Source organism: Oscillibacter valericigenes (assembly GCF_021531915.1).
GTDB lineage: Bacteria > Bacillota > Clostridia > Oscillospirales > Oscillospiraceae > Oscillibacter > Oscillibacter valericigenes_A.
This window is the reverse complement of sequence record NZ_JAFBIV010000002.1, coordinates 208,292-231,382: the sequence shown is the minus strand read 5'-3', so window position 1 is coordinate 231,382 and position 23,091 is coordinate 208,292. Positions and strand designations below refer to the sequence as shown.

Annotated in this window: 21 protein-coding genes and 1 tRNA gene; 18 read left to right on the top strand and 4 right to left on the bottom strand. The window is 58.7% G+C overall.

Translation table 11 applies throughout. The features are described from left to right. Positions 1-128 precede the first annotated feature (128 nt). Positions 129-1,322, top strand: coding sequence for a dicarboxylate/amino acid:cation symporter (locus JQM66_RS02805; protein ID WP_235228280.1), 1,194 nt, complete (start codon positions 129-131; stop codon positions 1,320-1,322). A gap of 371 nt (positions 1,323-1,693) precedes the next feature. After that, positions 1,694-2,353 carry an HD domain-containing protein gene (locus JQM66_RS02800; protein ID WP_235228279.1) on the top strand — a complete coding sequence of 220 codons (660 nt, stop codon included), beginning with the start codon at positions 1,694-1,696 and terminating at the stop codon, positions 2,351-2,353. 129 nt (positions 2,354-2,482) lie between these two features. On the opposite strand, the gene JQM66_RS02795 is transcribed toward JQM66_RS02800, so the two are convergent. Together JQM66_RS02795 and JQM66_RS02790 are read right to left on the bottom strand one after the other, a co-directional pair. Further along, a complete protein-coding gene (locus JQM66_RS02795; RefSeq protein ID WP_235228278.1) occupies positions 2,483-3,709 on the bottom strand; it encodes a M20 metallopeptidase family protein in 1,227 nt (408 codons plus the stop codon). Positions 3,710-3,865: 156 nt separating this feature from the next. Continuing rightward, a complete protein-coding gene (locus JQM66_RS02790; RefSeq protein WP_235228277.1) occupies positions 3,866-4,537 on the bottom strand; it encodes a PHP domain-containing protein in 672 nt (223 codons plus the stop codon). Between the two features lie 695 nt (positions 4,538-5,232). On the opposite strand from JQM66_RS02790, the gene JQM66_RS02785 reads away from it, so the two are divergent. The 6 genes from JQM66_RS02785 to JQM66_RS02760 all read left to right on the top strand — a co-directional run bounded on the left by JQM66_RS02785 (position 5,233) and on the right by JQM66_RS02760 (position 11,972). Then, positions 5,233-7,059, top strand: a complete 1,827-nt coding sequence (locus tag JQM66_RS02785) for an ABC transporter permease (RefSeq protein WP_235228276.1) — start codon at positions 5,233-5,235, stop codon at positions 7,057-7,059. 41 nt (positions 7,060-7,100) lie between these two features. Next, the gene (locus JQM66_RS02780; protein ID WP_235228275.1) at positions 7,101-8,222 is read left to right on the top strand and encodes an ABC transporter ATP-binding protein; all 1,122 of its coding nucleotides are present in this window, start codon (positions 7,101-7,103) and stop codon (positions 8,220-8,222) included. A gap of 65 nt (positions 8,223-8,287) precedes the next feature. After that, the gene (locus JQM66_RS02775) at positions 8,288-9,592 is read left to right on the top strand and encodes an extracellular solute-binding protein (protein WP_235228274.1); all 1,305 of its coding nucleotides are present in this window, start codon (positions 8,288-8,290) and stop codon (positions 9,590-9,592) included. An 83-nt stretch (positions 9,593-9,675) separates the two neighbouring features. Next, positions 9,676-10,230, top strand: coding sequence for a hypothetical protein (locus JQM66_RS02770; protein ID WP_235228273.1), 555 nt, complete (start codon positions 9,676-9,678; stop codon positions 10,228-10,230). 6 nt (positions 10,231-10,236) lie between these two features. After that, positions 10,237-11,208, top strand: a complete 972-nt coding sequence (locus tag JQM66_RS02765; protein ID WP_235228272.1) for a ComEC/Rec2 family competence protein — start codon at positions 10,237-10,239, stop codon at positions 11,206-11,208. A 2-nt stretch (positions 11,209-11,210) separates the two neighbouring features. After that, a complete protein-coding gene (locus tag JQM66_RS02760; RefSeq protein WP_235228271.1) occupies positions 11,211-11,972 on the top strand; it encodes an HAD family hydrolase in 762 nt (253 codons plus the stop codon). A 73-nt stretch (positions 11,973-12,045) separates the two neighbouring features. On the opposite strand, the gene JQM66_RS02755 is transcribed toward JQM66_RS02760, so the two are convergent. Next, positions 12,046-13,059, bottom strand: a complete 1,014-nt coding sequence (locus JQM66_RS02755; RefSeq protein ID WP_235228270.1) for a LacI family DNA-binding transcriptional regulator — start codon at positions 13,057-13,059, stop codon at positions 12,046-12,048. Between the two features lie 600 nt (positions 13,060-13,659). Here JQM66_RS02755 and JQM66_RS02750 point away from each other — a divergent pair. The 8 genes from JQM66_RS02750 (at position 13,660) to JQM66_RS02715 (ending at position 20,496) form a co-directional block, all read left to right on the top strand. Beyond that, positions 13,660-14,397 carry an HAD family hydrolase gene (locus tag JQM66_RS02750; RefSeq protein ID WP_235228269.1) on the top strand — a complete coding sequence of 246 codons (738 nt, stop codon included), beginning with the start codon at positions 13,660-13,662 and terminating at the stop codon, positions 14,395-14,397. Between the two features lie 2 nt (positions 14,398-14,399). Then, positions 14,400-15,131 carry an HAD family hydrolase gene (locus JQM66_RS02745; protein WP_235228268.1) on the top strand — a complete coding sequence of 244 codons (732 nt, stop codon included), beginning with the start codon at positions 14,400-14,402 and terminating at the stop codon, positions 15,129-15,131. 20 nt (positions 15,132-15,151) lie between these two features. Continuing rightward, a complete protein-coding gene (locus JQM66_RS02740) occupies positions 15,152-15,889 on the top strand; it encodes an HAD family hydrolase (RefSeq protein WP_235228267.1) in 738 nt (245 codons plus the stop codon). A 58-nt stretch (positions 15,890-15,947) separates the two neighbouring features. Further along, positions 15,948-16,724: an HAD family hydrolase gene (locus JQM66_RS02735; protein WP_235228266.1), complete on the top strand. Its 777-nt coding sequence runs from the start codon at positions 15,948-15,950 to the stop codon at positions 16,722-16,724. A 22-nt stretch (positions 16,725-16,746) separates the two neighbouring features. Then, positions 16,747-18,315 (top strand): alkaline phosphatase family protein, encoded by a 1,569-nt coding sequence (locus JQM66_RS02730; RefSeq protein WP_235228265.1) that lies wholly within the window; start codon positions 16,747-16,749, stop codon positions 18,313-18,315. Between the two features lie 72 nt (positions 18,316-18,387). Continuing rightward, complete coding sequence (locus JQM66_RS02725) at positions 18,388-19,272, top strand: PfkB family carbohydrate kinase (RefSeq protein ID WP_235228264.1); 885 nt, start codon at positions 18,388-18,390, stop codon at positions 19,270-19,272. 179 nt (positions 19,273-19,451) lie between these two features. After that, positions 19,452-19,793, top strand: a complete 342-nt coding sequence (locus JQM66_RS02720) for a hypothetical protein (RefSeq protein WP_235228263.1) — start codon at positions 19,452-19,454, stop codon at positions 19,791-19,793. A gap of 10 nt (positions 19,794-19,803) precedes the next feature. Continuing rightward, on the top strand, positions 19,804-20,496 hold the full coding sequence (locus tag JQM66_RS02715; RefSeq protein ID WP_235228262.1) for a lysozyme: 693 nt from the start codon (positions 19,804-19,806) through the stop codon (positions 20,494-20,496). A 240-nt stretch (positions 20,497-20,736) separates the two neighbouring features. On the opposite strand, the gene JQM66_RS02710 is transcribed toward JQM66_RS02715, so the two are convergent. Next, positions 20,737-20,823: transfer RNA gene (locus JQM66_RS02710), tRNA-Leu, on the bottom strand. A 190-nt stretch (positions 20,824-21,013) separates the two neighbouring features. Here JQM66_RS02710 and JQM66_RS02705 point away from each other — a divergent pair. Both JQM66_RS02705 and JQM66_RS02700 read left to right on the top strand, forming a co-directional pair. Continuing rightward, on the top strand, positions 21,014-22,378 hold the full coding sequence (locus JQM66_RS02705) for an FG-GAP repeat domain-containing protein (RefSeq protein ID WP_235228261.1): 1,365 nt from the start codon (positions 21,014-21,016) through the stop codon (positions 22,376-22,378). Between the two features lie 21 nt (positions 22,379-22,399). Continuing rightward, positions 22,400-23,086 carry a response regulator transcription factor gene (locus tag JQM66_RS02700; protein ID WP_235228260.1) on the top strand — a complete coding sequence of 229 codons (687 nt, stop codon included), beginning with the start codon at positions 22,400-22,402 and terminating at the stop codon, positions 23,084-23,086. Positions 23,087-23,091 lie beyond the last annotated feature (5 nt).

The following is a 23,091-nucleotide window of genomic DNA, read 5'->3' as shown; positions in this document are numbered from 1 at the left end:
TGAAAAAGGGGACAGACGCACGTTGACTTTCCCGAAGCAATCAGGTAGGATAAACACAAAAGGGGCGATGTGTGTGCCCCTTGTGAACGCCGCTTTCGGGCGGATGTGAATTTTCTTAGGAGGTCATTATGAAAAAACTGTTTGGCAGCCTGCCCTTCCGCCTGCTTCTGGGCATCGCGGTGGGCATCCTCTGCGGTCTGGTGTTCCCTGAGAGCGTGATGAAAGTCATTGTCACCCTGCAGTACATCATGGGCCAGCTCATCACATTCTGCGTGCCCCTTATCATCATCGGCTTCATTGCGCCGTCCATCACCAAGCTGGGCGCCAATGCTTCCCGCCTGCTGGGCGTGGCGGTGGTCATCGCCTATGTCTCCTCAATCTGCGCCGCCTTTATGTCCACTGCTGCGGGCTATGCCCTGATCCCCCACCTGTCCATCGACACCAGCGTGGCGGGCCTGCGGGAGCTGCCCGGCGTGGTGTTCGAGCTGAACATCCCCCAGATCATGCCCGTTATGAGCGCCCTGGTGCTGTCTGTGCTGATCGGCCTGGCGGCCACCTGGACCAAGTCCGAGCGGTTCATCGGTTTGCTGGCGGAGTTCCAGAACATCGTGCTGGACATCGTCAAGAAGATCATCATCCCCGTGCTGCCCTTCTATATCGCCGCCACCTTCTGCAACCTGAGCTATGAGGGCATGATCACCCGCCAGCTTCCCGCCTTCCTGCAGATCATCATCATCGTCATGCTGGGCCATTACATCTGGCTGGCGGTGCTGTACCTGCTGGCCGGCGCCTACTCCGGCAAGAACCCCTGGGAGGTCCTGCGCCACTACGGCCCCGCCTACCTGACCGCCGTGGGCACCATGTCCTCCGCTGCCACCCTGGCTGTGGCGCTGGACTGCGCCCGGAAGAGTAAGGTGCTGCGCCATGACATGGTCAGCTTCGGCGTACCCCTGTTCGCCAACATCCACCTGTGCGGCTCCGTGCTGACGGAGGTGTTCTTCGTTATGACCATCTCCAAGATCCTGTACGGCTCCATCCCCTCTGTGGGCACCATGGTCCTGTTCTGCCTGCTGCTGGGCATCTTCGCCATCGGCGCCCCCGGCGTCCCCGGCGGTACCGTCATGGCTTCCCTGGGCCTCATCACCGGTATCCTGCTGTTTGACAACGCGGGCACTGCCCTGATGCTGGCCATCTTCGCCCTGCAGGACAGCTTCGGCACCGCCTGCAACGTCACCGGCGACGGCGCCCTGACCCTGATGCTCACCGGCTACGCCGAGAAGCACGGACTGAAGGACGAGGAGCGCCAGTCTCCCGTGCTGTAAACTGAACAGACACCGTTCTTTGCCGGGGCCGCTTTCGCGGCCCCGGCTTTTTCATGTTTACACATACTTTACAATAGCATGGTGATGGATTTTGCGGCAGGCTGTTTATACTAGAACTGCGGTACTAAGCAGCGGACATCTGAAAAGGAAAATGCCGCCATGAAAAAAGAGTTTGCCGTCTTACAGAACCCGGCCTATTTTTACATCCGAAATCAAAGACCTTGCGGCAGAACTGAAAAGCAAGTATACTATTATTGTAACGGCGCACCATGTGCAGCGGCGCCGGCTATGCCCCTGCAGGTGTGCATCCGTCGAATCATGAAAACAGGGAGGCGGCAGTGCCGCTCTTCCACTGAAAGGAGAGACCGGTATTGCTGACCTTTGAAGAGGTGAAAAACAATGAAGCCATCCGCACCTATATCCAGCGGGCGGATGAGTCCCTCATCGCCCTGGGCTTTACAGAGCACAGCTTTGCCCACGTGACGGTAGTGGCGGAGAATGCGGGGTATATCCTGCGGACCCTGGGCTACCCGGAGCGGACGGTGGAGCTGGCAAAGATCGCCGGATTCCTTCACGACATCGGAAATCTGGTGAACCGCATCGACCACTCCCAGTCCGGCGCCGTCATGGCCTTCCGCATTCTGGACAATCTGGACTGCGATCCGGCGGAGATCGCCACCATCGTCACCGCCATCGGCAACCACGACGAGGGCACCGGCCAGCCGGTGAACGCCGTGGCAGCGGCGCTGATTTTGGCGGACAAATCCGATGTCCGCCGCAGCCGGGTCCGGAATCAGGATCCCTCCACCTTTGACATTCACGACCGGGTGAACTATTCGGTGAAGGAATCCCAGCTGAAAATCAATGGAGAGCATACCCTGATCAAGCTGAAGCTGTCCGTGGACACCAAGTATGGTTCCGTCATGGACTACTTTGAGATCTTCATGGGGCGGATGCTTCTCTGCCGCAAGGCGGCGGAGAAGCTGGGGCTGCAGTTCAAGCTGATGATCAACGAACAGCAGCTGATTTGAGGGAACTGCGGTCCGGGACTGGTGCTCAGCGCCGTGAAAAGGCAGCATTTTTTACACGGACCTGTTCCAATCGCATATAAAAAGCAAGACGCAGAGGCTTTCTCTGCGTCTTGCTTTTTATATTAAAGATCATGCCTTGTGGTCCTGGAGCCAGCGGAGGGCGGCCCAGGCGTAGACGGCGCTGCCGCCGGGGAGGACGCTTTCATCGAATTTTGCCATGGGGTGGTGCTGGGGATAGCAGTAGCCCTTTTCCGGCTGTCCGGCGGCCAGGGCCAGCATAAGGGAGGGTACCTCCTGACTGACATAGGCGAAGTCCTCGGACCCGGCGGTCTTGGAGGAGCTGCCGCCGCCCATGGCATTGAGCTCCGCCACGGAAAAGGCCTTTCCCGGACCCAGCAGTTCTTTCATATACTGCCCGCAGCAGGCGGACAGGTCCTTGTCGTTGACCAGGGTGGGGCAGCCGCTGCCGAAGGTGACCTCTGCCTCCGCCCGGAAGGCCCTGGCGGTACACTGGGCGATCTCTGTCATCCGCTGCTTCAGGAAGGTCCGGGTCTCCTCGTCAAAGGTGCGGAGACTGCCGCCCATGGTGACGGTGTCCGGGATGACGTTGGCGGCGGTGCCGGCGTTCATGGTGCCGATGGTCAGCACTGCCCGGTCGTCCATAGCCAGTTCCCGGGCGTGGAGCTCCTGGAGAGCAATCAAAATGTGGGCGGCGGCGGTCAGGGGGTCCACGCCGGTGTTGGGCATGGAGCCGTGGCAACCCTTGCCCTGGACCCTGATGTCAAAGTAGTCTGCCGCCGGGGCGCTGACGCCGGGAGCGGAGACCACCACGGTGCCTGCCGGGAAGGGCATCCCTGCCATGACATGGATCATCAGGGCGGCGTCCACCTTCGGGTTTTCCAGCAGGCCCGCTTGGATCATGCTGTGGGAGCCCTCAAAGATCTCCTCGGCGGGTTGGAACATCAGCTTCACCGTGCCGTCGATCTCGTCCTCGTGGGCCTTCAGCAGCCGGGCGGCCCCCAGCAGCATGGCGGTGTGCAGGTCGTGGCCGCAGGCGTGCATCCTGCCATTTCGGGAGGCGAAGTCCACGTCCGCCTCCTCCCGGATAGGCAGGGCGTCCATGTCCGCCCGCAGCAGGAATACTTTTCCCGGGCGCTTCCCGCCCACCAGGGCTGTAAGTCCTGCCCGGCCGCAGTCTGTGGGCTGGAGACCCATTTCCGTCAGCTCCTGCCGGACGAAGGACAGGGTGTCGTCAATATCAAAGCCGGTGCCGGGCATCTGGTGCAGGGCCCGCCGTTCCCGCAGAACATGGTCCCGGATTTGCTCCGCTTCCTGAAGCAGCATGTCAGCATTCATATATATCCTCCCACAGCGTTGTTTTTACAGCGTTAGTATACCTCTTTTTTCGACAATTGACAGACAAAATCGGATTTGTATACAAAAAGTTTACACCCGGAGCGGCATTCATCGCTCCGGGTGTGAACTTTGGGGGTAAGTGTGTGGAGAAAAGAGTTAATCACCAATCAAGGTGTAATTGCGGGAACGGATCAGCCGTGCCATGCCAAAGGAGTCTCCAGGCAGCTCAGCAGACAGAATACCGGTGGTGGCGATGTCCTCGGTCCGGTGGCAGTCGGAGCCGGCCAGACCCAGCAGGCCATACTGCTGGGCGTACTCCACGGCACGCTCGTTGAAGTTGGCATGGCGGGGATTCTGGTTCCGGACCTCCACGCCGTCCAGGTAGCAGGCGATAGCGGGGGTGCACTTTTTGCGGTAGGGATGAGCCTGCACCAGCAGGGCGCCCTGACCGCGGGCGATGGGGGAGAAAGCGGCAATGCCCATACGGAACAGCGCCTCGGGGTCCTCCAGCAGTTCATCGGCGTAGCCGTAGAGCAGATAGTCGTTCTCGCTCTCGTCAAAGCGGAGCTCCGCACCCTTGAACACGCGGATGCCTTCCCGCTCGCCCAGCTCCGCCATGCGGCGGTAGCCATCCAGGAAAGCACCTACCTTGTCGCCGGGGGCCCGGGTATCGATTCCCAGATATTCAAAGGTGGTGCGGTTATAGTGATCCGTCACCACGATAGCGTCATACCCGGCGGCCTTGTAGCCGGCAATCAGTTCCTCGGGACTCAGCCAGCCGCACTTGCTGACGATCTTGGTGTGCAGATGCGTTTCGATCTTGTGCATCTCCATCGTCCTCCTTCTCAGAACGTCTCTGTCTTCATATAGTGAAAAACAGAGCGCAAATGTTTTCGAAAAAAATATATATCAAATAGGGGACCTTTGTCAACCTTTTTATATTTTTCTTGCATTTTTGGACGAATTAGATAAAAATGAACAGAAAAATTAGGGATTATTGCAATTGATCTGTAGAGCCAACGATACTGCACAACGGAAAACGTTTGCGCTCAAAAACAGAGGCGGCCGTAAAAAAAGAAAGCGCGCAGAGAGAGTGGAAGTGATGAAGGGCTTTTCGGATTTTTTGCATGCTTCTTACATGACACGGGTGGCAGGGAGACGGCTCAGTGTTGTATCATGGCAAAGAACGGAGAATGAGACTGCTTTGCGAAAAGTTTCGGAAAAAATTGCAATAAATACGAAAATTGCATTCGGAAAACTCCCGAAGGATACAGAAATACTTGTGAAATATGCTCATTTGTTCCCTGAGAACTATATATAAAACGTCAAATTAGTGACTTTTGCCGGCGAATGAATTGACTAGTTTTTACAACTTTGCTATAATCGGAACAAGATCAGATTGCGGAAACGTGTTCGTCGAAAGGCAGGGATGAGAAGTGGAAAAAATACCCGCGGCGGCCGAAGTATCCCACGGCGGCTGCGGTGACTTTTGCAAGACCCGCATTTAAGAAAGGAGCGCAGCTTTGAAAAGGAAGAAAGAACGCCGTCCATTTAGTAAGACGCGGCTCAAAAACCAAATTCTGAACGTGGTCAAGAACCCGTTCAACATGATCGTACTGGTCAGCCTGGTCGTGCTGTTTTGCCTGATCGTGATCCCTCTGCTGACCATGGTGAAGTCCACCTTTACACTGGCTCAGTCCGAGCTTCGGCGCAACCCCGGCGCACATGTGGGTGACTTTACCCTTTACTATTGGAAATACATGATCGCCAGCAACATGAGCAAGGCCGTGCTGTGGGAGCCCCTGCTGCACTCCCTGTTCTGCGGCGCCATGACCACCCTGATCTCCGTGCCTCTGGGTTCCCTGCTGGCCTGGCTGATGATCCGTACCGACATCCCCGGCAAGAAGGTGCTGGGCCTGCTGATCACCATTCCTTATATGATCCCCTCCTGGACCAAGGCGCTGGCCTGGCTGGCGGTGTTCCGCAACTCCACCAGCGGCGCCAACGGCTTCCTGGCCGGCATGGGCATCCCGATCCCCGACTGGCTGGCCTACGGGCCCATCGCCATCATCCTGTGCATGTCCATGCACTACTACGCGTTCTCCTATATCCAGGTGTCCGGCGCGCTCCGCTCCATCAACTCCGAGCTGGAGGAGATGGGTGAGATCCAGGGCGCCAACAAGGCCCAGATCCTGCGCCATATCACCCTGCCCCTGATCATGCCCTCCGTGCTGTCCGCACTGGTCATGACCGTTTCCAAGTCCATCGGTACATACGGCGTTGCCGCCAACCTGGGCAACCGCATCGGCTACTACACTCTGGCCACCAAGATGCGCGTGTTCATCGACCAGGGTCCCCGCGGCGTCGGCTACGCCATGAGTATCGTTCTGGTTGGCCTGGCGGCTCTGATCCTGATGAGCAACCAGCGCATCATCGGCGTCCGCAAGTCCTATGCCACCGTGGGCGGCAAGGGCGGCCGCAGCACCCTGATGCCTCTGGGCGCTGCCAAGAAGCCCATGATGGCCTTCCTGTTCGTGTTCCTGTTCCTGGCCATGGTGATGCCTTTCTTCGTGCTGATCATGGAGACCTTCCAGATCACCACCGGCGCCGGCTACGGTCCCGAGAACCTGACCCTGTATAACTGGATCGGCACGACGGACGCCGCCGTGAAGTACACCAACTATCCCGGCATCTTCCGCCATGACGAGTTCTGGCAGTCCCTGTGGAACACCGTCCGCCTGTCCCTGATCGCCTCCATCATCACCGCCTTCTGCGGCCAGTTCCTGGGCTACATCAGCTCCCGCGGCCGCGGCAAGTGGTACGGCAATCTCACCGAGCAGCTGGTGTTCGTGCCCTACCTGATGAGCGGTGTGGCGTTCTCCACCATGTACTTCTCCATGTTCTCCCGTCCTCACCTGGGCGGCCTGATCCCCTCCCTGTACGGCACCTTCACCCTCATCATTCTGACCTCCGTGGTCAAGCACTTCCCCTTCGCCAGCCGTTCCGGTACCGCCAACATGCTGTCCATCAGCGTGGAACTGGAAGAGGCCGCCGACATTGCCGGCGCCAGCTTCTGGAAGCGCATGACCTCCATTATCATCCCCCTGGCAAAGAACGGCTTTATCTCCGGCTTCATGCTGGTGTTCATCTCCATCGCCAAGGAGCTGGACCTGATCATCATCATGATGACCCCCACCACCCGGACCCTGTCCTATCTGGCCTTCACCTACTCTCAGGAGGGCTACAACCAGATGTCCGACGCGATCTCCGTGGTCGTGCTGTTCTACATCCTGCTCTGCTACATCGCGGCCAACAAGATCGGCGGCGCAGACATCAGCAAGAGCTGGTAATTTCCGGAGCTTTAGGTACTTGACTGAAAGGAAAGAATGATATGAGTCGTATTGAATTAAAGCATATTGATAAATTTTACGGCAGCAACCACGTGCTGCGGGACATCAACCTGACCATCGAGGATGGCGACTTCATGACCCTGCTGGGCCCCTCCGGCTGCGGCAAGACCACTACTCTGCGTGTGGTCTCCGGTCTGGAGAAGCCCCAGAACGGTATCATGACCATCGACGGCGTGGAGATGATCAACGCCGACCTGGCCTACTATGCCGAGCCCAGCAAGCGCGGACTGAACCTGGTGTTCCAGTCCTACGCTCTGTGGCCCCACATGACCGTGTATGAAAACATCGCCTTCGGCCTGAAGATCCAGAAGATGGACAAAGTCGAGATCGATCGCCGCGTCATGGACTCCCTGAAGATGATGCGCATCGACATGTACAAGGATCGCTATCCCACCGAGCTGTCCGGCGGCCAGCAGCAGCGCGTGGCCATCGCCCGTGCCGTGGCCTCCAGCCCCAAGCTGCTGCTGCTGGATGAGCCCCTGTCCAACCTGGACGCCAAGCTGCGTATCGACATGCGCGCCGAGCTGCAGCGTCTGCACAAGGAACTGGGCACCACCATCATTTACGTGACCCATGACCAGACCGAGGCTCTGACCATGTCCACCAAGATCGCTCTGTTCAAGGCTGGCGAGCTGAACCAGGTGGCCACCCCCATGGAGCTGTACAACAACCCCATCGACCTGGAGGCCGCCGACTTCATCGGCAATCCCCGCATCAACCTGATCCCCGGCAAGGCCGAGATGAAGAACGGCCAGCTGGTGGTCAAGAGTGAGCTGGGCAACCACACCTTCGGTCCCGAGACCCTGACTGACGAGGAGAAGCCCGCCAGCGGCGAGTTCGACTGCGTGCTGGCCTGCCGTCCCGAGCAGATTGCAATCTCCCGGGAGCCCGTGGAGGGCGCTCTGCCTGTCACCATCTACGCCAACCAGCCCGCCGGTTCCGAGACCATCGTGACCCTGAAGGCCGGCGATGAGGAGTTCCTGGTGAAGGAGATCGGCCAGGTCCACTACGATCTGGACCAGCAGGTCTGGGCCATCATTGACCAGAACAAGATCAACGTTTATAATAAGGAAACCACCCGTCTCATTAAACGCGCGATGTAATCGCGAGTTTATAAATGTCCCAGCGGAATTCCCTAAATGTTTTCAAAACGAAAGGAGAAGACCCGATGAAAAAGAAGCTGTTTGCACTGTTGCTGGCTGCTGTCATGGTTCTCAGCCTTGCGTCCTGCGGCAAGAAGGCCGAGACCCCCAGCACCACCCCCGATGCTCCTGCCACTGAGGAACCTGCGGCAGAGCCCACCACCGACCTGCCTCTGGGCTATGACCCTGAGACCGGCGCTGAGGCCTATGGTCCCTATTATGATGACTGGAGCGACATGACCGACGACGAGCTGTATGAGATGGCGCTGAAGGAGGACACGGTCCTGAACATCTACGCCACCTCTTCCAAGATGCTGAAGGCCGAGGAGCCCTTCGAAGAGATGTATCCCGGCCTGGATCTGGTTGTTTCCGACCTGGACTCCGACGAGGTCCTGAGCAAGGCTCAGATCGAGCATGAGACCGGCAACGTCACCGCCGACGTGCTGCAGACCAAGGACGTCAACGGCAGCGTGTTCTACGAGTGGTACAACCAGGGCATCCTGGAGCCCTTCTATCCCCGTGACATCTGCTCCCACATCGAAGAGGGCAACCTGAAGTACAGCTATCCTCTGTACGCTTCTCAGGCTTTCTGGTATTACAACACCGAGGCGTTCCCCGATGGTCAGCCTATCGACAGCTGGTGGCAGATCATTGAGAAGGACGAGAATGGCAATCAGCGTTTCCACCTGTACACCAAGGAGATCGGTCAGGAGTCCGCTTACCTGTCCCTGTTCGCCAGCTTCATCAACCATGCTGACGAGATGGAGGCCGATTACAAGCGCGTCTACGGCAAGGATCTGGAGTACACCTATGACGCTTCCAAGTTCAACTTCGAGGTGCCCGAGAACAACGCCGGCGTAGAGTACCTGTGGCGCTTCACTCAGGCTGAGATGACCTTCATCGGCGACGGCGACGAGCTGGTGCTGGCCGTTCACAACTCCACCAAGGACGAACCCGCTCTGTGCCTGGCTTCTGCCGGCAAGATCGAGAACCAGGAGGAGTCCGGTTACAACATTGATTGGTGCATCGACCTGAAGCCCTACAACGCTCTGCTGAACACCGAGTCCCTGTTCGTTGCTGCCGGTACCGACAGCCCTGCTGGTGCCCGTCTGTTCATCCGCTACATCACCGGCGGCGCTGATGGCCAGAGCGGTGGTCTGAAGCCCTTCACCAAGGTCGGCAACTGGCCCCTGCGTGACGACGTTGAGGACAAGAAGAACCCCGCCAAGCTGTCTGAGCTGGGCGCCCGTCCCAATGACATCGACGCCATCTATGCAATCTATCCCGACGTTCAGGATATGTGGACTTACTGGCTGAACCAGAAGAAGTGATCATACATATCTGACAGCTGATCAAACCACGCACCGGGCGGGCAGCCAGCCGGCTGCCCGCCCTTTTAAAAAGGAGGAACTCCATGCTGAGCAAAGGCACCAACCCCATTCAGGACAAGGAGTGGAACGAAAAAGTCACCAAGGCGGCGGACAGTTTCTGGTCTGCCTTCCGGATGACGGAGAACGGAAAGCCCAAAAGCGGATTGTTGGTATACACCTTCTGCCTCAGCTTTGTGATGCTGGCGGTATACGGAGCCGCCTTCTTTGTTGTGATCGAAGGACTCCATAATCTGACGGCGGGGCTTCCGGTCTTCTGGGGCAACCTGATCCAATCCCTGGCGGCTGCTATCGTAGGACTGCTGGTGAGTATACTGCTGCATTTTGTCCTGACGGACAAGCGGCTGATGTTCGGCACCTATCTGTGGCTGGCACTGTATGCCGCTGCCTGTCTGATCACGCTGCTGATTTACCTGCGGGGGACCGGCGCTGTCGGGGCTCTGCTGACCTTTTACGGTTGGTTCGTCGTGATCCCGTTGGCCCTGGGACTGGCGGTGACATACTACCTTTTCCGGCGGGACTATGTACCTCCCAAGCCGGATGATGAGCCGGACTGGAAAAAATCTCTTCAGCGGCGGTGATAACGGATGCTGAACATCCATTTTATCAATGTGGCGGACGGCGACTCCATTCTGATCGAGGATTGGGAGGGAGATCGGGTGTTCCGCATGATGGTGGACACCGGACGGCAGGAACTGGGAGATGTGCCCGATTCCCTGCGATGCCGGACCATCGACTATCTGCGTGAGAAGAAGATCACGCATCTGGACGTGCTGGTGGTCACCCACCTGCATACAGACCACTCCGGCGGTCTTGGAAACCTGTTGCCGGAGATCATGATTGACAACGTATATTCCGGTTTTTTCCCCGGCGGTCCGGGAGAGCGTGCTCCCCTGGAGCCTGACGGGCAAAAGACCGTTCGCGGATTGATTGAATGTCTCAACGAATGGGCTGAGAATGCGGACCGGCTGCGGGAGATGGGATGCAGGCTGCATACGGTATCCGAAACCCTTCGGGCGCTTCCTCTGACACCCCGGCTGTCCGTGGATATCATCTGTCCCAACCGGACGGAAAACGCTGCCCAGCGGCTGGTATGGGGGGACATGCTCCGGGGCCTTCCCGTGCCGGAGGACCTGAAGTACTGGGCTGCCAAATCCAGAAACCCCGGCTCTCTGCGGGTACGCCTGACTTACGCGGGGCGTGTCATGGAGCTGGCAGGGGACTGCTATGGCTGCGTGTGGGAGAACGAGGCGCTTACGCCCTGTGATATTTTCAAGGTGCCGCATCACGGAGATGCAAAGTCTATGACGGAAAAACTGGCGGAGAAGCTCCGTCCTACATGGGCGGTGATCTCCTGCAAATCGGAGTACATCCCCCACAAGGACCGCCCTTCTCAGGGGGCTGTGGAACTGCTGCGCCGGACCGGCGCCTGTGTGCTGTTCACCGATTCGTTTTCCGCCCCGTGGCACCAGGCGGATTATTGGAATTCTGTGGATTTTACGATCCATGAGGATGGGACCGTCATAGCTCCGGAAAGCTGTGACGGCGATAGGAGGTAACAATGATTACGACTGTTTTATTTGACATGGGAGGCACTCTGGAGGATATCTTCGTGGATGAGGCCTCCGAGCGGGAGGCTGTTGAAAAGCTGGCGGAGATCCTGAAGAGCTGCGGTCTGGACCCCCAGGTGGATCTGGAGGAGTTGAAGCGCCGGGTGGATGCAGGCTGGAAGCGCTACGGGGCCTATCGGGACTCCTGTGATGTGGAGCTGAAGCCTGTGGAGATTTGGTGCGACTATGTGCTGACGGATTTCGGCTTCCCCAGAGAGACGCTGGCACCCCACTGTGAGGAGATCGCCCACATGTGGGAAGTGACCCACTATCACCGCCGCCTCCGTCCCCGGGTGGTGCCCATGCTGGAAGGCCTGAAGGAGATGGGCATCAAGCTGGGTATCATCAGCAACACGGCAGCGCTCTATCAGGTGTTTGACATTCTGAAGGAATACGGCATCCGGGACTACTTCCAGGACGTGACACTCTCCTCTGTCACCGGCTTCCGGAAGCCCTGCACCGACATCTTCACGGTGGCCCTGCGGCAGGTGCAGTCCGAGCCGGAGGAGTGCGTTTATGTGGGAGACACGGTTTCCCGGGACGTGATCGGTTCCAAGCGGGCCGGTTTTGCCAAGGCCATCCAGATCTGCTCCAAGCTGACGGGCGAAAAGGACAGCGGTATCCGGCGGGAGTTTGAGCCGGACTACATGGTGGAGGATATCTATGAGGTCTATCCCATCGTGCAGCAGCTGCGGGAAGCAGAGACCGCCTGAACTCTCATACAGCGGTAAAACAACCGCCCCGCCGTTTGGAAAAACGGCGGGGCGGTACTGCTTTATCAGGTGTTTATTTCCCAGAATAGGGGGCACAAGAGTCACGCTCGATCAAGGTGGGGGTCAGGATACGGTGGGTGTAGCCGGCCAGCTCGTTCTGGATCTTGTCCAGCAGGCTGTCCACCGCCACAGAGGCCAGCATTTTCTTCTGCTGTTCGATGGTGGTCAGGTTGATGCGGGGCAGGCCGCTGTCCCGGATATTATCGAAGCCCAGCAGGGAGATATCCTCCGGGATGCGAATGCCGTTCTCTTCGGCGGCCTGCATGATACCCAGGGCATTGGTGTCGGTAGCGGCGAAGATGGCGGAGTAGTGCCGCTCTTGGGCGAAAAGCTGCTTGGCCAACTGGTAGCCGTATTTGATGGACGTGAAAGAGAAGGTATTGTTGCAGTATTGGGGCGTGAGGCCCAGATCCCGGCAGGCGGCGGCGTAGCCGTCGGCCCGGAGCTGGTGGGTGGTACTGCCCCGGCGGCGGCCGAAATAGAGAATATCCCGATGGCCCAGGTTATAGAGGTATTCCACGCCGATGTAGGCGCCCCGGGCATTGTCCACGGAGACATAGCTCTCAGGGACTTCCCGCAGGTTTTCACCCACGAATACGGTGGGCAGGCGGGACAGGTAAGGACGCAGGGACTCGTAGCTCTCGGGGCCGGAGGGACACAGGATGATGCCGTCCACCTGACGGCCGATCATCAGCTCGAACTGCTCCCGCTCCTGCTCGGCATCCCGGGAAGAATTGCACAGAATGATGTTGTAGCCACGGGCTCTGGCCTGACGGTCGATATGGTATGCCAGCTCTGACATGAATGGGTTGTTGACCCCGGTTAGAATCAGGCCCAGCAGTTTGGTGCTCTTCATGACCATGGCCCGTGCCACGGTGTTGGCGGTGTAGTTCATATCCTTGCAGACTTGGAGAATACGTTCCCGGGTGTCTGCACTGATCTCCGGACTGCCGGAGAGAGCACGGGAAACGGTAGAGTAGGAGACACCGGCGGCTTTCGCTACATCTTTGATCGTGACGTTTTTCATAAGTATGCCTCCGCGTCGAAAATTTACGATGCGATTTTCGTAACCATATTGTAATTTTTTCTCGCAAAGAAATCAAGAGGAAATCCCAAAAAAGTTTTCAATATGTAAAAGCTGCGGGGATCATAGCCTTTTTGGCAGAAGAGACGGTGCTGTTTTTTGGGGGGAGGACCCCACTTGAGGGGTATCGAAAATGCCTCTTGGCTCAAACGGAAAATTTCCGGAAATATCCGAATAAATTCCGAAAAATAATAGAAACAAAGAAAATTTAGATTATTTAACAGTGAAAAATTCAAAATTTGTGTTGACACCATACAAAAAATACAGTAAAATTCAAATTGTAGAAAGCGGAAACGTTTGAGCAAAGACGGGAGACCGGACCGGCGAAGAACACACGAACCGTTTCCAGGGAGAGGGATACCCCTGGCGGCGATCCGGCAGAAGTGTGTTCGCCGGATTCCGGCAGCCCGAAAGAAACGCGCAGACCTGGCGGAGCGCCTCCCATAGGTTGGCCTGAGGCTCCGGCCAAAACAGAAAAAAGCATGTACAAAGCGAGTAACCGCAAGAACGTGATCTGATTCAAAAAAACAAGGAGGTATCCCCATGAACCGGAATATCGATACTATTTTCTTTGATGTGGGAGCTACGCTGCGCTATGTGGTGGAGGACGCCGAATTCTCCGCCGCCGCAGACCGGGAACTGATGAAGATCGTCGGTGCCACCGAGTCCCACGAAGTGTTTTTTGAGAAGCTGAACAAGAATTGGAAGGCCTACCGCAAGCTGGCCAAGACGGTCCTGCTGGATGTGTCTGAAATGGAGCTGTGGCTCCAGTACCTGCTGCCGGATTATCCCGCGGAGGTCATCGCACCCAATGCCGCCCGTCTGACCCGCCTGTGGCGTGACCACGATGGCCGCCGGGTGCCTCACGATGACGTGAAGGACACGCTGCTGGAGCTGAAGCGCCGCGGCTACAAGCTGGGCATCATTGCCAACACCATTACCGAGACGGAGATCCCCGACTGGATGTGCCACGACCAGGTGGCCGACTGCTTCCAGACCGTGATCCTCTCCTCCAAGGTACGCCTGCGGAAGCCCGATCCCGCCATCTATCTGCTGGCCTCCCGCTGCATCGGCTCTGTCCCTGAGAACTGCGCTTACGTGGGCGACAACCCGGTCCGCGACGTGGAAGGTGCCGTGGACGCCGGTTACGGCAGCATGATCCTGTATGAGGATGCCGGAACGGCAGACCGGGAGGGCAAGGCCCCCACGGTGAAGCCTGATTACCGCATCAAGGCCATCCGGGAACTGCTGGATCTGTTCCCCGACCGGGCAAGCATGTAATTATGAGTGCTTCCAATATTCAAACCATTTTCTTTGACATTGGCAGCACCCTGCGGGTGACTGACAAGGACCCCGCGTTTATCGCGGAAGGCCGCCGGAAGCTGGCGGAGCTGGCCGGGAGCAAGGAAGATCCCCAGGCCTTTTACGACAAGCTGAAGGCCCGCTATGATGTGTACCGGGAGAGATCCAAGATCGATTTGCTGGACTATCCTGAGATCGAGTTCTGGCAGCAGATCATGCTGCCGGATGTGGAGCCCGAGTATGTGGCGGCTCATGCCCAGGAACTGACCACCCTTTGGCGGGATGGTACCAACGGCAAGCGCCTGACCCGGTTCGACACAGTGGAGACGGTCAGGGAGCTCTACCGCCGCGGCTACAAGCTGGGCGTCATCGCAAATACTATCACCGAGACGGAGATCACCAACTGGATGATCGAGGAGGGCATCTCCCACTGCTTCACCACCACGATCCTCTCCGCCAAGGTGCGTCTGCGGAAACCGGACCCGGCCATCTACCATCTGGCCTGCCGCTGCTGCGGCACCCCCGAGGCCGGCTGCGCCTATGTGGGCGACAACATCGACCGGGATGTAGAGGGGACCCGGGCCGCCGGCTTCGGCTGCATGATCCTGATCCACGATCCCAAGAAGGGCCGTGTGGAGGAGAAGCGGGAGGCCTGTGACTATCTGATTGAAAATCTGGGCGAATTGTTGGATATTTTTCCCGCCCGCACTTAAAAGAGAGGAGGCTTCATCCCATGGAACTGAATAAACGTTATAAGGCAGTCTTTTTTGATCTGGGCGGTACGCTGCGTATCGCGCTGAAGGATGAACCCTATATGAAGCACGCCCGCCGGAAAATGGCGGAGCTGGCCGGCACGGAGATGCCCTACGAGGAATTCTACCAGGTGATCGAGGAACGCTATGAGCCCTATCGTGTGTGGGCTCTGGGCGAATACAAGGAATCCGGTGACGAGGAGCTGTGGTGCAAGTGGCTGCTGCCTGACTATGACCAGGAGCGCATCAAGCAGGTCTGCCACGAGCTGAGCTTCCAGTACCGCCAGACCAAGGGCCGCCGCGTCGTCGTGGACGGCGGTGTGGAGGTCATCAAGGGTCTCCATGAGCGCGGCTACAAGCTGGGCATCATCTCCAACCTCATCGGTGAGAACGAGGTGCCCGACTGGCTGGAGGAGGACGGTCTGGACAAGTACTTCGATTCCGTCATTCTCTCCTCTGTGTGCCATCTGCGCAAGCCCGGTTTTGAGATCTATCAGCTCTGCGCCAAGGAAATGGGCGTGGACCTGGCGGACTGCGTGTCCGTGGCTGACAACATCAAGCGGGATATTCCCGGTGCCAAGAAAGCCGGCGTGGGCTGCAACATCATCTTCGAGTCTCCCGAGAAGAAGCACGCCGTGGAGTTCACCGAGGAGAACCGCCCTGATGCCATCATCAAGGATTTCCGGGAGATCCTGGACCTGCTGCCGCCCCTGAACTGAATCGATACGGGACGTCCGGGGTCACCCGGACGCGTCCCGCGTTATGGAGGTCATTACTATGAATACTGATATCCGTTACATCTTCATCGACCTGGGCGGTACCTTCCGCGTCATCGACGAGGACCCCGCCTATCTTTCCGCAGCCCGGGCCAAGATCGCCGAGCTGTGCGGTGTGGAGACCGATGATCCCAACAAGTGGTTTGACGACGTGATCGACAAGCGGTACGACAAGTACCGTGAGTGGGCGCTGAAGTATATGTGCGAGGCTCCCGAGGAGGTCCTTTGGACCCGCTGGCTGGCCTACGACATGGACCGGGAGCGCATCCTGAAGAACGCCGCCGAGCTGACCTACCAGTATCGCCAGACCAAGGGCCGCCGTACCGTGGTGGAAGGTGGCGCCGAGACCGTCAAGGAGCTGTGCAAGCGTGGCTACACCTTGGGCATCATCAGCGACCTGGTGGGCAAGCGCGAGGTGGACGAGTGGCTGGATGCCGACGGCCTGCGGCCCTACTTCAAGACCGTGCAGCAGTCCTCCATCACCTATGTTCGCAAGCCGGGTCCTGCCATTTACTACTATGCCATGGAGGAAGTCGGTGCCCAGCCGGAGAACTGCTGCTACGTCGGCGACAACCTCAACCGCGACATCGTCGGCGCCAAGGCCGTGGACTTCGGCATGACCGTGGCTGTCCAGTACAACAAAAACAAGCCCCTGAAGCTTACCGAGGAGAATATGCCCAGCGGCAAGATCTACACCTTCCCCCAGCTGCTGGACATCTTCCCCGCCTGCGGTCAGGTGGCTGTCGATAAGCTGATTGCCCCCGATGACGGGCAGTAACTTGTAATAGGAGGTATATTTCATGTCTGATAGTAAACGCGGCGGCGCCCAGCTGGCGGAAGCCGTCAAGAAAGCATACGAACTGGGTCAGGACGACTACCATCTGGAACCTATGCTCCTGGTGGAGGACGGAAAGCCCGTGGGCAAGATCAGCGACGGCGATTCCGTGGTGTTCTGCTGCCGCCGCGGCGAGCGTGAGATCGAGCTGACCGAGATGTTCACCGACGATCCCTTCGACAAGGTGGAGCGCCGGAAGCTGAACGACCTTGACTTTGTCATCATGACCATGTATCATGATAAATTCAAGGACCTGCCCATCGCCTTCGCTCCCGCCAAGGTGGTGAAGCCCCTGGCCCAGATCCTCAGCGAGGCCGGCAAGAGTCAGTTCCACTGCGCCGAGAGCGAGAAGTTCGCCCATGTGACCTTCTTCTTCAACGGCGGTGAAAACAACCCCTTCCCCGGTGAGGACGATGTCTGCATCCCCTCTCCCAAGGGGATCGATTTTGACCAGCAGCCTGAGCTGTCTCTGCCCAAGGTGGCGGATACGGTGATGGATGCTCTGGGCAAGTACGACTTCGTGGTCACCAACTTCGCCAACGGCGACGTCATCGGCCACACCCAGAACACCGCTGCCAAGATCGAGGCCTGCGGCCATGTCAGCCGCTACCTGGACAAGGTCGTCAACGACGCTCTGGCAAAGGGCTACGTGGTGGCCATCACCGCCGACCACGGCAACATTGAGAAGCTGTACACCGCTGCCGGCAAACCCGACGGCGCCCATACCACCAACCTGGTGCCCTTCATCATGATCGATCCCGCCGACAAGGCTCCCATCACCCTGCGGGACGGCTCCCTGGGCGATGTTGCCCCCACGGTTCTGGAGGTCATGGGCATTCCGCAGCCCGCCGAGATGGACGGCAAGTCCCTGGCTGTTGGCAAGGACTGGGGCAAGGACCGCAAAATGCTGCTCATCATCTGCGACGGCTGGGGCCTGGGCTCCGGCGACGAGAACGACGCCATCCATGTGGCAGACACCCCCTACTGGGATTCCCTGCTGGCTGAACAGTCCTGGAGCAAGCTCCACGCCTCCGGCGAGTTCGTGGGCCTGGGCGCCGGCAAGGCCGGCAACTCCGAGGCCGGCCACTCCAACCTGGGCGCGGGCCGCTGCGTCATGCAGGATGACGTCCGCCTGGACGCTGCTGTGAAGGACGGCAGCTTCAAGAAGAATCCCATCTTCCTGCAGGCCATTGAGCACGCCAAGAAGAACGGCACCGCCCTGCACCTGCTGGCCTACCTGACCTACAAGTCCTCTCACGGCTGCATCGACTATCCCATCTCCGTCTGCGAGATGGCCAAGGAGGCCGGACTGGAGCAGGTCTACTTCCACATCATCTTCGACGGCCGCTCCACCGAGCCGGGCTCCGCTCCCACTCTGCTGGCTGAGCTGGACGCCAGACTGGATCAGATCGGTCTGGGCCGTATCGTGGACGGCGTGGGCCGCGGTGTGGTCCTGGACCGTGACAAGAACTATGACAAGGTCAAGCGGGCCTATGATGCCATGGTGGACGGCGTAGGCACCCAGTATTGCTGAAAAACCGCAAATTTCCCGCACCCGGAAAGGGTGCGGGAAATTTGAGCGTTATGAAAAAGGGAGGATATTTCCATGAATTCCTACGATCTGATGATCATTGGCCCCGCTACCCGAGATGTGAACATCGACTACACCGGCGCGGAGGACCGCTGCGTGGGCGGCGCTGTCACCTTCTGCACCCCTGCCGCCAGAGCCACGGGCGCCAAGGTTTTTGCCGCCGTAAAGGCCAACCCGGCAGACCGGGATGTGCTGGAGCCCCTGGGCGGCGATCCCGCTGATGCGGCGCTGCTGCCTTCCGAAAAGACCACTCTGATGCGCAATGAGTATTTCACCGCCGACCGGGAGCGGCGCAATTCCTCCTGCCCGGCGCAGTCCGACCCTGTGCTGCCGGAGGAGATCCCCGATGTGCCCTGCCGCCTGTACCACTTGGCAGGCCTGCTGTACGGCGACTTCCCCGACGCACTGATCGAGAAGCTGCACCAGATGGGCCTGGTGTCCGCCGATGCTCAGGGCTTCCTGCGGCACAATGAGAACGGAACCCTGTGCTTCCACGACTGGGAGAAGAAGCTGAAGTACCTGCCCTACATGGATTTCCTCAAGACGGACGCCGCCGAGGCGGAGATCCTGACGGGTCTGACAGACCGGGCAGCTGCTGCCCGGCAGCTCCATGAGTGGGGCGCCAAGGAGGTCGTCATCTCTCACAACAGCGAGATCCTGGCCTATGACGGAGAGCGGTACTGCACCTGCCCCATCAAGGCCCGGAACCTGTCTGGCCGCACCGGCCGGGGCGACACCACCTTCGGCTCCTACCTGGCCATGCGGATGCTGGGCGCGGATATGGAGGAGGCCCTGCTGTATGCCACTGCCTGCGTCTCTCTGAAAATGGAGACCCCCGGCCCCTTCACCGGGACCCGGGAAGATGTTCAGGCTTACATCCGGGAATTCTATCAGGGATAATACGAAGTAAAGAGACCGGCCGGGCAGATGTCCGGCCGGCCATTTTTATGCCGGACGGGATATCCCAACAGCTTTGTTGCACGAAAAAGGGCAAAAACCGGTGTGTTTCCTCCCGCTATTAAGAGCGGTCCCGCTTATTAAGGCAGAGACCGCGACAACGATGCGGAAAGGATGATCCTATGGAGAAGAAAGTAATCAGCGAGATCATGGAGAAGTATGCTGCCGGTGAGCTCACGATGGAGGAGATCAACGAAAAGCTGAAGGAACTGGGGGCGGGGTATCACCTGGAGCCCATGACAGAAGAGGAGGCCAGAGCCAAAGGAGAGCGGGAGGACCGGGAGGGCCTCATCGACATCGGCCGCGGCAGTGAGAAGCCCTTGCGCAACACCCCGGATATGTGCCGCCGCAGGGACCTGGCCGGACAGGTAGTCATTCAGAGGGTCAGAAGCGGATACTTTGCCGTATTCTATGATGAAGACGGCTATGCCGCAAAGGCGCGCCGCGTGACCTTTGCGGACTGAGGGCGGAACTATGAGCAAGCCCATTGGCGCGGCCGGGCTGGCGCTGATCAAGAAGTTCGAGGGCTGCCGCCTGATGGCCTACAAGCCCGTGCCCACGGAGAAATACTGGACCATCGGCTGGGGCCACTACGGCCCGGACGTGCGGGAAGGGGACCGGATCACCCAGGCGGAGGCGGATGCCCTGCTGGCATCTGACTGCCAGCGGTTCGCGGATGCGGTGGACAACACGGCGTATTGCCCGCTGACGGCCTGGCTGAACGCCAACCAGCGGGATGCTCTGATCTCTTTTGCCTTTAACTGCGGCGTTGGTAATCTGAAAACCCTCTGCAAGGGTCGCAGCCTGCCCCAGATCTGCACGGCCATGGCGCTGTACGACAAGGCGGGCGGCAAGGTCCTCGTCGGCCTGACGCACCGCAGGAAGGCGGAGCAGGACCTGTTCAATACTCCGGTGATATCGAAGGAAGGGAAGGAGGGAGAGAACGTGACCTATCAGTATCTGGAGGACATTCCGGAGCAGTTCCGCCCCATGATTGAGGTGCTGATGACCGCCGGCATCATCCAGGGTGACGGCAGCGACCCCTCCGGCAACGGCGACGTCATCAACCTGACCCATGAGCAGGTGCGGACGCTGATGTTTGTCTACCGCGGCGGCGGATTTGACGCCAAGCTGAGGGTGGCCGGCCTGCCCACTGCGGTGCAGTAAATTTCAAAAGTGGGTACCTAAGTGGGTACTCGTAAAAATTAGAGCGCCCTTAGAGCATTGCAACTCTAAGGGCGCTTTTTGTCAGGTGGCTTCGATTCGGATATTTACGTTTCCCAACCCGAATCGAAGCCCAGCGCAGCGGGTTCGATTCGGAAAGGAGAAGCGACGAAATGAGTGAGAGATGACGTTTGCTTTGAAAAAGAAAACGTCGTCGCGAACGATATGCAGTCCGCGACGACGTGGTGCCGGTGGTGGGACTCGAACCCACACGGTATCGCTACCAACGGATTTTGAGTCCGTCACGTCTACCAATTCCATCACACCGGCTGATGGTACTTGCCCATTATACAAGACACCGGGGCAAAATTCAAGAGGAGATTTACCCGGTATCCATAAAAAATGAACATACCGTTAAAAGCACGGAAAATCCAAAGAAAAGCTACCCAAATACCGGGGGATGTGCTATGATAATATCTGTTAAACTATGCGCATTTGACTGGAAAGGAGGAGGGTAACGGTGAAACGGGGCTGGAAAACACTGGTGCTGTCCGGCGTACTGCTGGCGGCGCTGTATCTGCTGACCGGCTGTAGTGTGCCGAAGATGATCCTCAATCCCCAGGACCTGTATGCCCTCCCCACCCTGCCGGAAAAGTATACGGACCTCAATGCCCTCCTCAGCGACATTCTGGACGGCGGCGCGGAGTATGCCGCTCCCACCTCCGGCACCAATACCCAGCCGGTGCAGCTGGTGGACCTGGACGGGGACGGACGGGAGGAGGCTGTGGCCTTCTTCCGCAATCCCAATGACGAAAAACCCCTGAAGATCTATATTTTTACTGCAGGTGAGGACAGTTATCAGCAGTCCGGCCTGATCGAAGGCACTGGCACCGGTATTTACAGCATGGCCTATGAGGACCTGAACGGCGACGGGCGGATGGAACTGCTGGTGGGCTGGAAGATCGCCGTGGATCAGCAGGTGCTGGAGGTCTACACCAAGGGAATCAGTGGCATGGAGGCTCTGGTGCGGGCCAACTATGTGAAATACATTACCACGGACCTGGACCAGGACCGGCGGCGGGAGCTGGTGGTCATCCGGGCAGATGAAGAGGGCGACGGTGTGGCGGATTATTACAGCTGGCAGCCCGACGGAAGCTTCAACAGCCAGTCCTCCGCCCGTATCTCTGTCACTATGGCTGAGCTGAGCCAGCAGGGCCGCGTGACCGCGGGCAAGCTGGAAGGGGAGGTCCCGGCCCTGTTCGTCACCGGCGTCACAGAGATGCCCCGGGCCATCACGGATATTCTGGCGGTGCGGAACGGGGAACTGAGCAACATCGTCCTTTCAGAGCTCACCGGCGTTTCCTCCCAGATCGCGCCCTACTGCTCCCTGTATCCCACGGATATCAACGGCGACGGACTGACGGAGGTCCCCTGGCCCACCCAGCTTCTGTCTCTGGCCAACGAGGGCCTGTCCTACCAGCGGGTGGACTGGTACCGCTACGACAGCGGAGGCAATGGCACTGTGGTCCTGCGGACCTATCACAACATGGAGGACAAGTGGTATTTCCGCCTGCCGGAGGAGTGGGTGAACCGAATCTGGATCAGCCGGATGGCAGCGCCGGACGAGACCTCCGCCACTTTCTATATCCTGGGTGGTGATGGAGAAGAGGCGGAGCCCTTCCTGCGGATCACCGCCATCACCGGCAGCAGCCGGGAGTACCGCGCGGTGCGGGGCAACCGGTTCCTGCTGAGCCGGCAGCCGGAGATCATCTACACGGCGGAGCTGCTGGACGCCAACGAGAACTGGAAATACGGGATCACGGCAGACGGGGTGCGGGAGGCATTCAGCCTTATCACCACGGAATGGGCTGCCGGAGACAACTGAGTGTGAGAAAGGATACAAGCCGTGAAAAAAGTATTGGTTTTGGAAGATGAATCCAGTATCCGCAGTTTTATCGTCATCAACCTGCGGCGGGCCGGCTACGATGTCATCGAGGCCGAGACCGGCGAGGAGGCGCTGGAGCGCCTGAAGGAGCACCCGGACACCAAGGTGGCTCTGTTGGACATTATGCTGCCGGGTATTGACGGCTTTGAGGTCTGCCGCCGCATCCGGGCCACCAACACGAAAATCGGCATCATCATGCTGACCGCCCGTTCCCAGGAGATGGACAAGGTGACGGGGCTGATGACCGGCGCCGACGATTATGTGACCAAGCCCTTCTCCCCAGCGGAGCTGACCGCCCGGGTGGACGCCCTGTTCCGCCGGGCCGGCGGGGAGGACCCGGTCCAGACCGGGGAGATCCGACAGGACCCCTTCCTGCTGAACACCCGGAACCGGACCCTGGAGAAAAACGGTCAGCGCATCAAGCTGACCCAGGTGGAGTATTCTATCATGCGGGTGTTCATGGAGAACCCCGGCAAGGCGCTCTCCCGGGAGGAGATTTTGGACCGGGTCTGGGGCCGGGATTACTTCGGGGAGCTGAAGATCGTGGATGTGAACATCCGCCGTCTGCGGCTGAAAATCGAGGACAATGTGCAGAATCCGGTATACATTACCACAGTCTGGGGCTACGGCTACAAGTGGGGCTTCTGACAGAC

What these genes read in the sequence shown, in the direction of transcription:
- JQM66_RS02795 (WP_235228278.1), bottom strand. Translation starts at nt 3,709, where the DNA reads ATGAATGCTGACATGCTGCTTCAGGAAGCGGAGCAAATCCGGGACCAT.
- JQM66_RS02715 (WP_235228262.1), top strand. Translation starts at nt 19,804, where the DNA reads ATGAGCAAGCCCATTGGCGCGGCCGGGCTGGCGCTGATCAAGAAGTTC.
- JQM66_RS02735 (WP_235228266.1), top strand. Translation starts at nt 15,948, where the DNA reads ATGAATACTGATATCCGTTACATCTTCATCGACCTGGGCGGTACCTTC.
- JQM66_RS02755 (WP_235228270.1), bottom strand. Translation starts at nt 13,059, where the DNA reads ATGAAAAACGTCACGATCAAAGATGTAGCGAAAGCCGCCGGTGTCTCC.
- JQM66_RS02730 (WP_235228265.1), top strand. Translation starts at nt 16,747, where the DNA reads ATGTCTGATAGTAAACGCGGCGGCGCCCAGCTGGCGGAAGCCGTCAAG.
- JQM66_RS02720 (WP_235228263.1), top strand. Translation starts at nt 19,452, where the DNA reads ATGGAGAAGAAAGTAATCAGCGAGATCATGGAGAAGTATGCTGCCGGT.
- JQM66_RS02765 (WP_235228272.1), top strand. Translation starts at nt 10,237, where the DNA reads ATGCTGAACATCCATTTTATCAATGTGGCGGACGGCGACTCCATTCTG.
- JQM66_RS02760 (WP_235228271.1), top strand. Translation starts at nt 11,211, where the DNA reads ATGATTACGACTGTTTTATTTGACATGGGAGGCACTCTGGAGGATATC.
- JQM66_RS02805 (WP_235228280.1), top strand. Translation starts at nt 129, where the DNA reads ATGAAAAAACTGTTTGGCAGCCTGCCCTTCCGCCTGCTTCTGGGCATC.
- JQM66_RS02775 (WP_235228274.1), top strand. Translation starts at nt 8,288, where the DNA reads ATGAAAAAGAAGCTGTTTGCACTGTTGCTGGCTGCTGTCATGGTTCTC.
- JQM66_RS02790 (WP_235228277.1), bottom strand. Translation starts at nt 4,537, where the DNA reads ATGCACAAGATCGAAACGCATCTGCACACCAAGATCGTCAGCAAGTGC.
- JQM66_RS02740 (WP_235228267.1), top strand. Translation starts at nt 15,152, where the DNA reads ATGGAACTGAATAAACGTTATAAGGCAGTCTTTTTTGATCTGGGCGGT.
- JQM66_RS02770 (WP_235228273.1), top strand. Translation starts at nt 9,676, where the DNA reads ATGCTGAGCAAAGGCACCAACCCCATTCAGGACAAGGAGTGGAACGAA.
- JQM66_RS02750 (WP_235228269.1), top strand. Translation starts at nt 13,660, where the DNA reads ATGAACCGGAATATCGATACTATTTTCTTTGATGTGGGAGCTACGCTG.
- JQM66_RS02745 (WP_235228268.1), top strand. Translation starts at nt 14,400, where the DNA reads ATGAGTGCTTCCAATATTCAAACCATTTTCTTTGACATTGGCAGCACC.
- JQM66_RS02780 (WP_235228275.1), top strand. Translation starts at nt 7,101, where the DNA reads ATGAGTCGTATTGAATTAAAGCATATTGATAAATTTTACGGCAGCAAC.
- JQM66_RS02725 (WP_235228264.1), top strand. Translation starts at nt 18,388, where the DNA reads ATGAATTCCTACGATCTGATGATCATTGGCCCCGCTACCCGAGATGTG.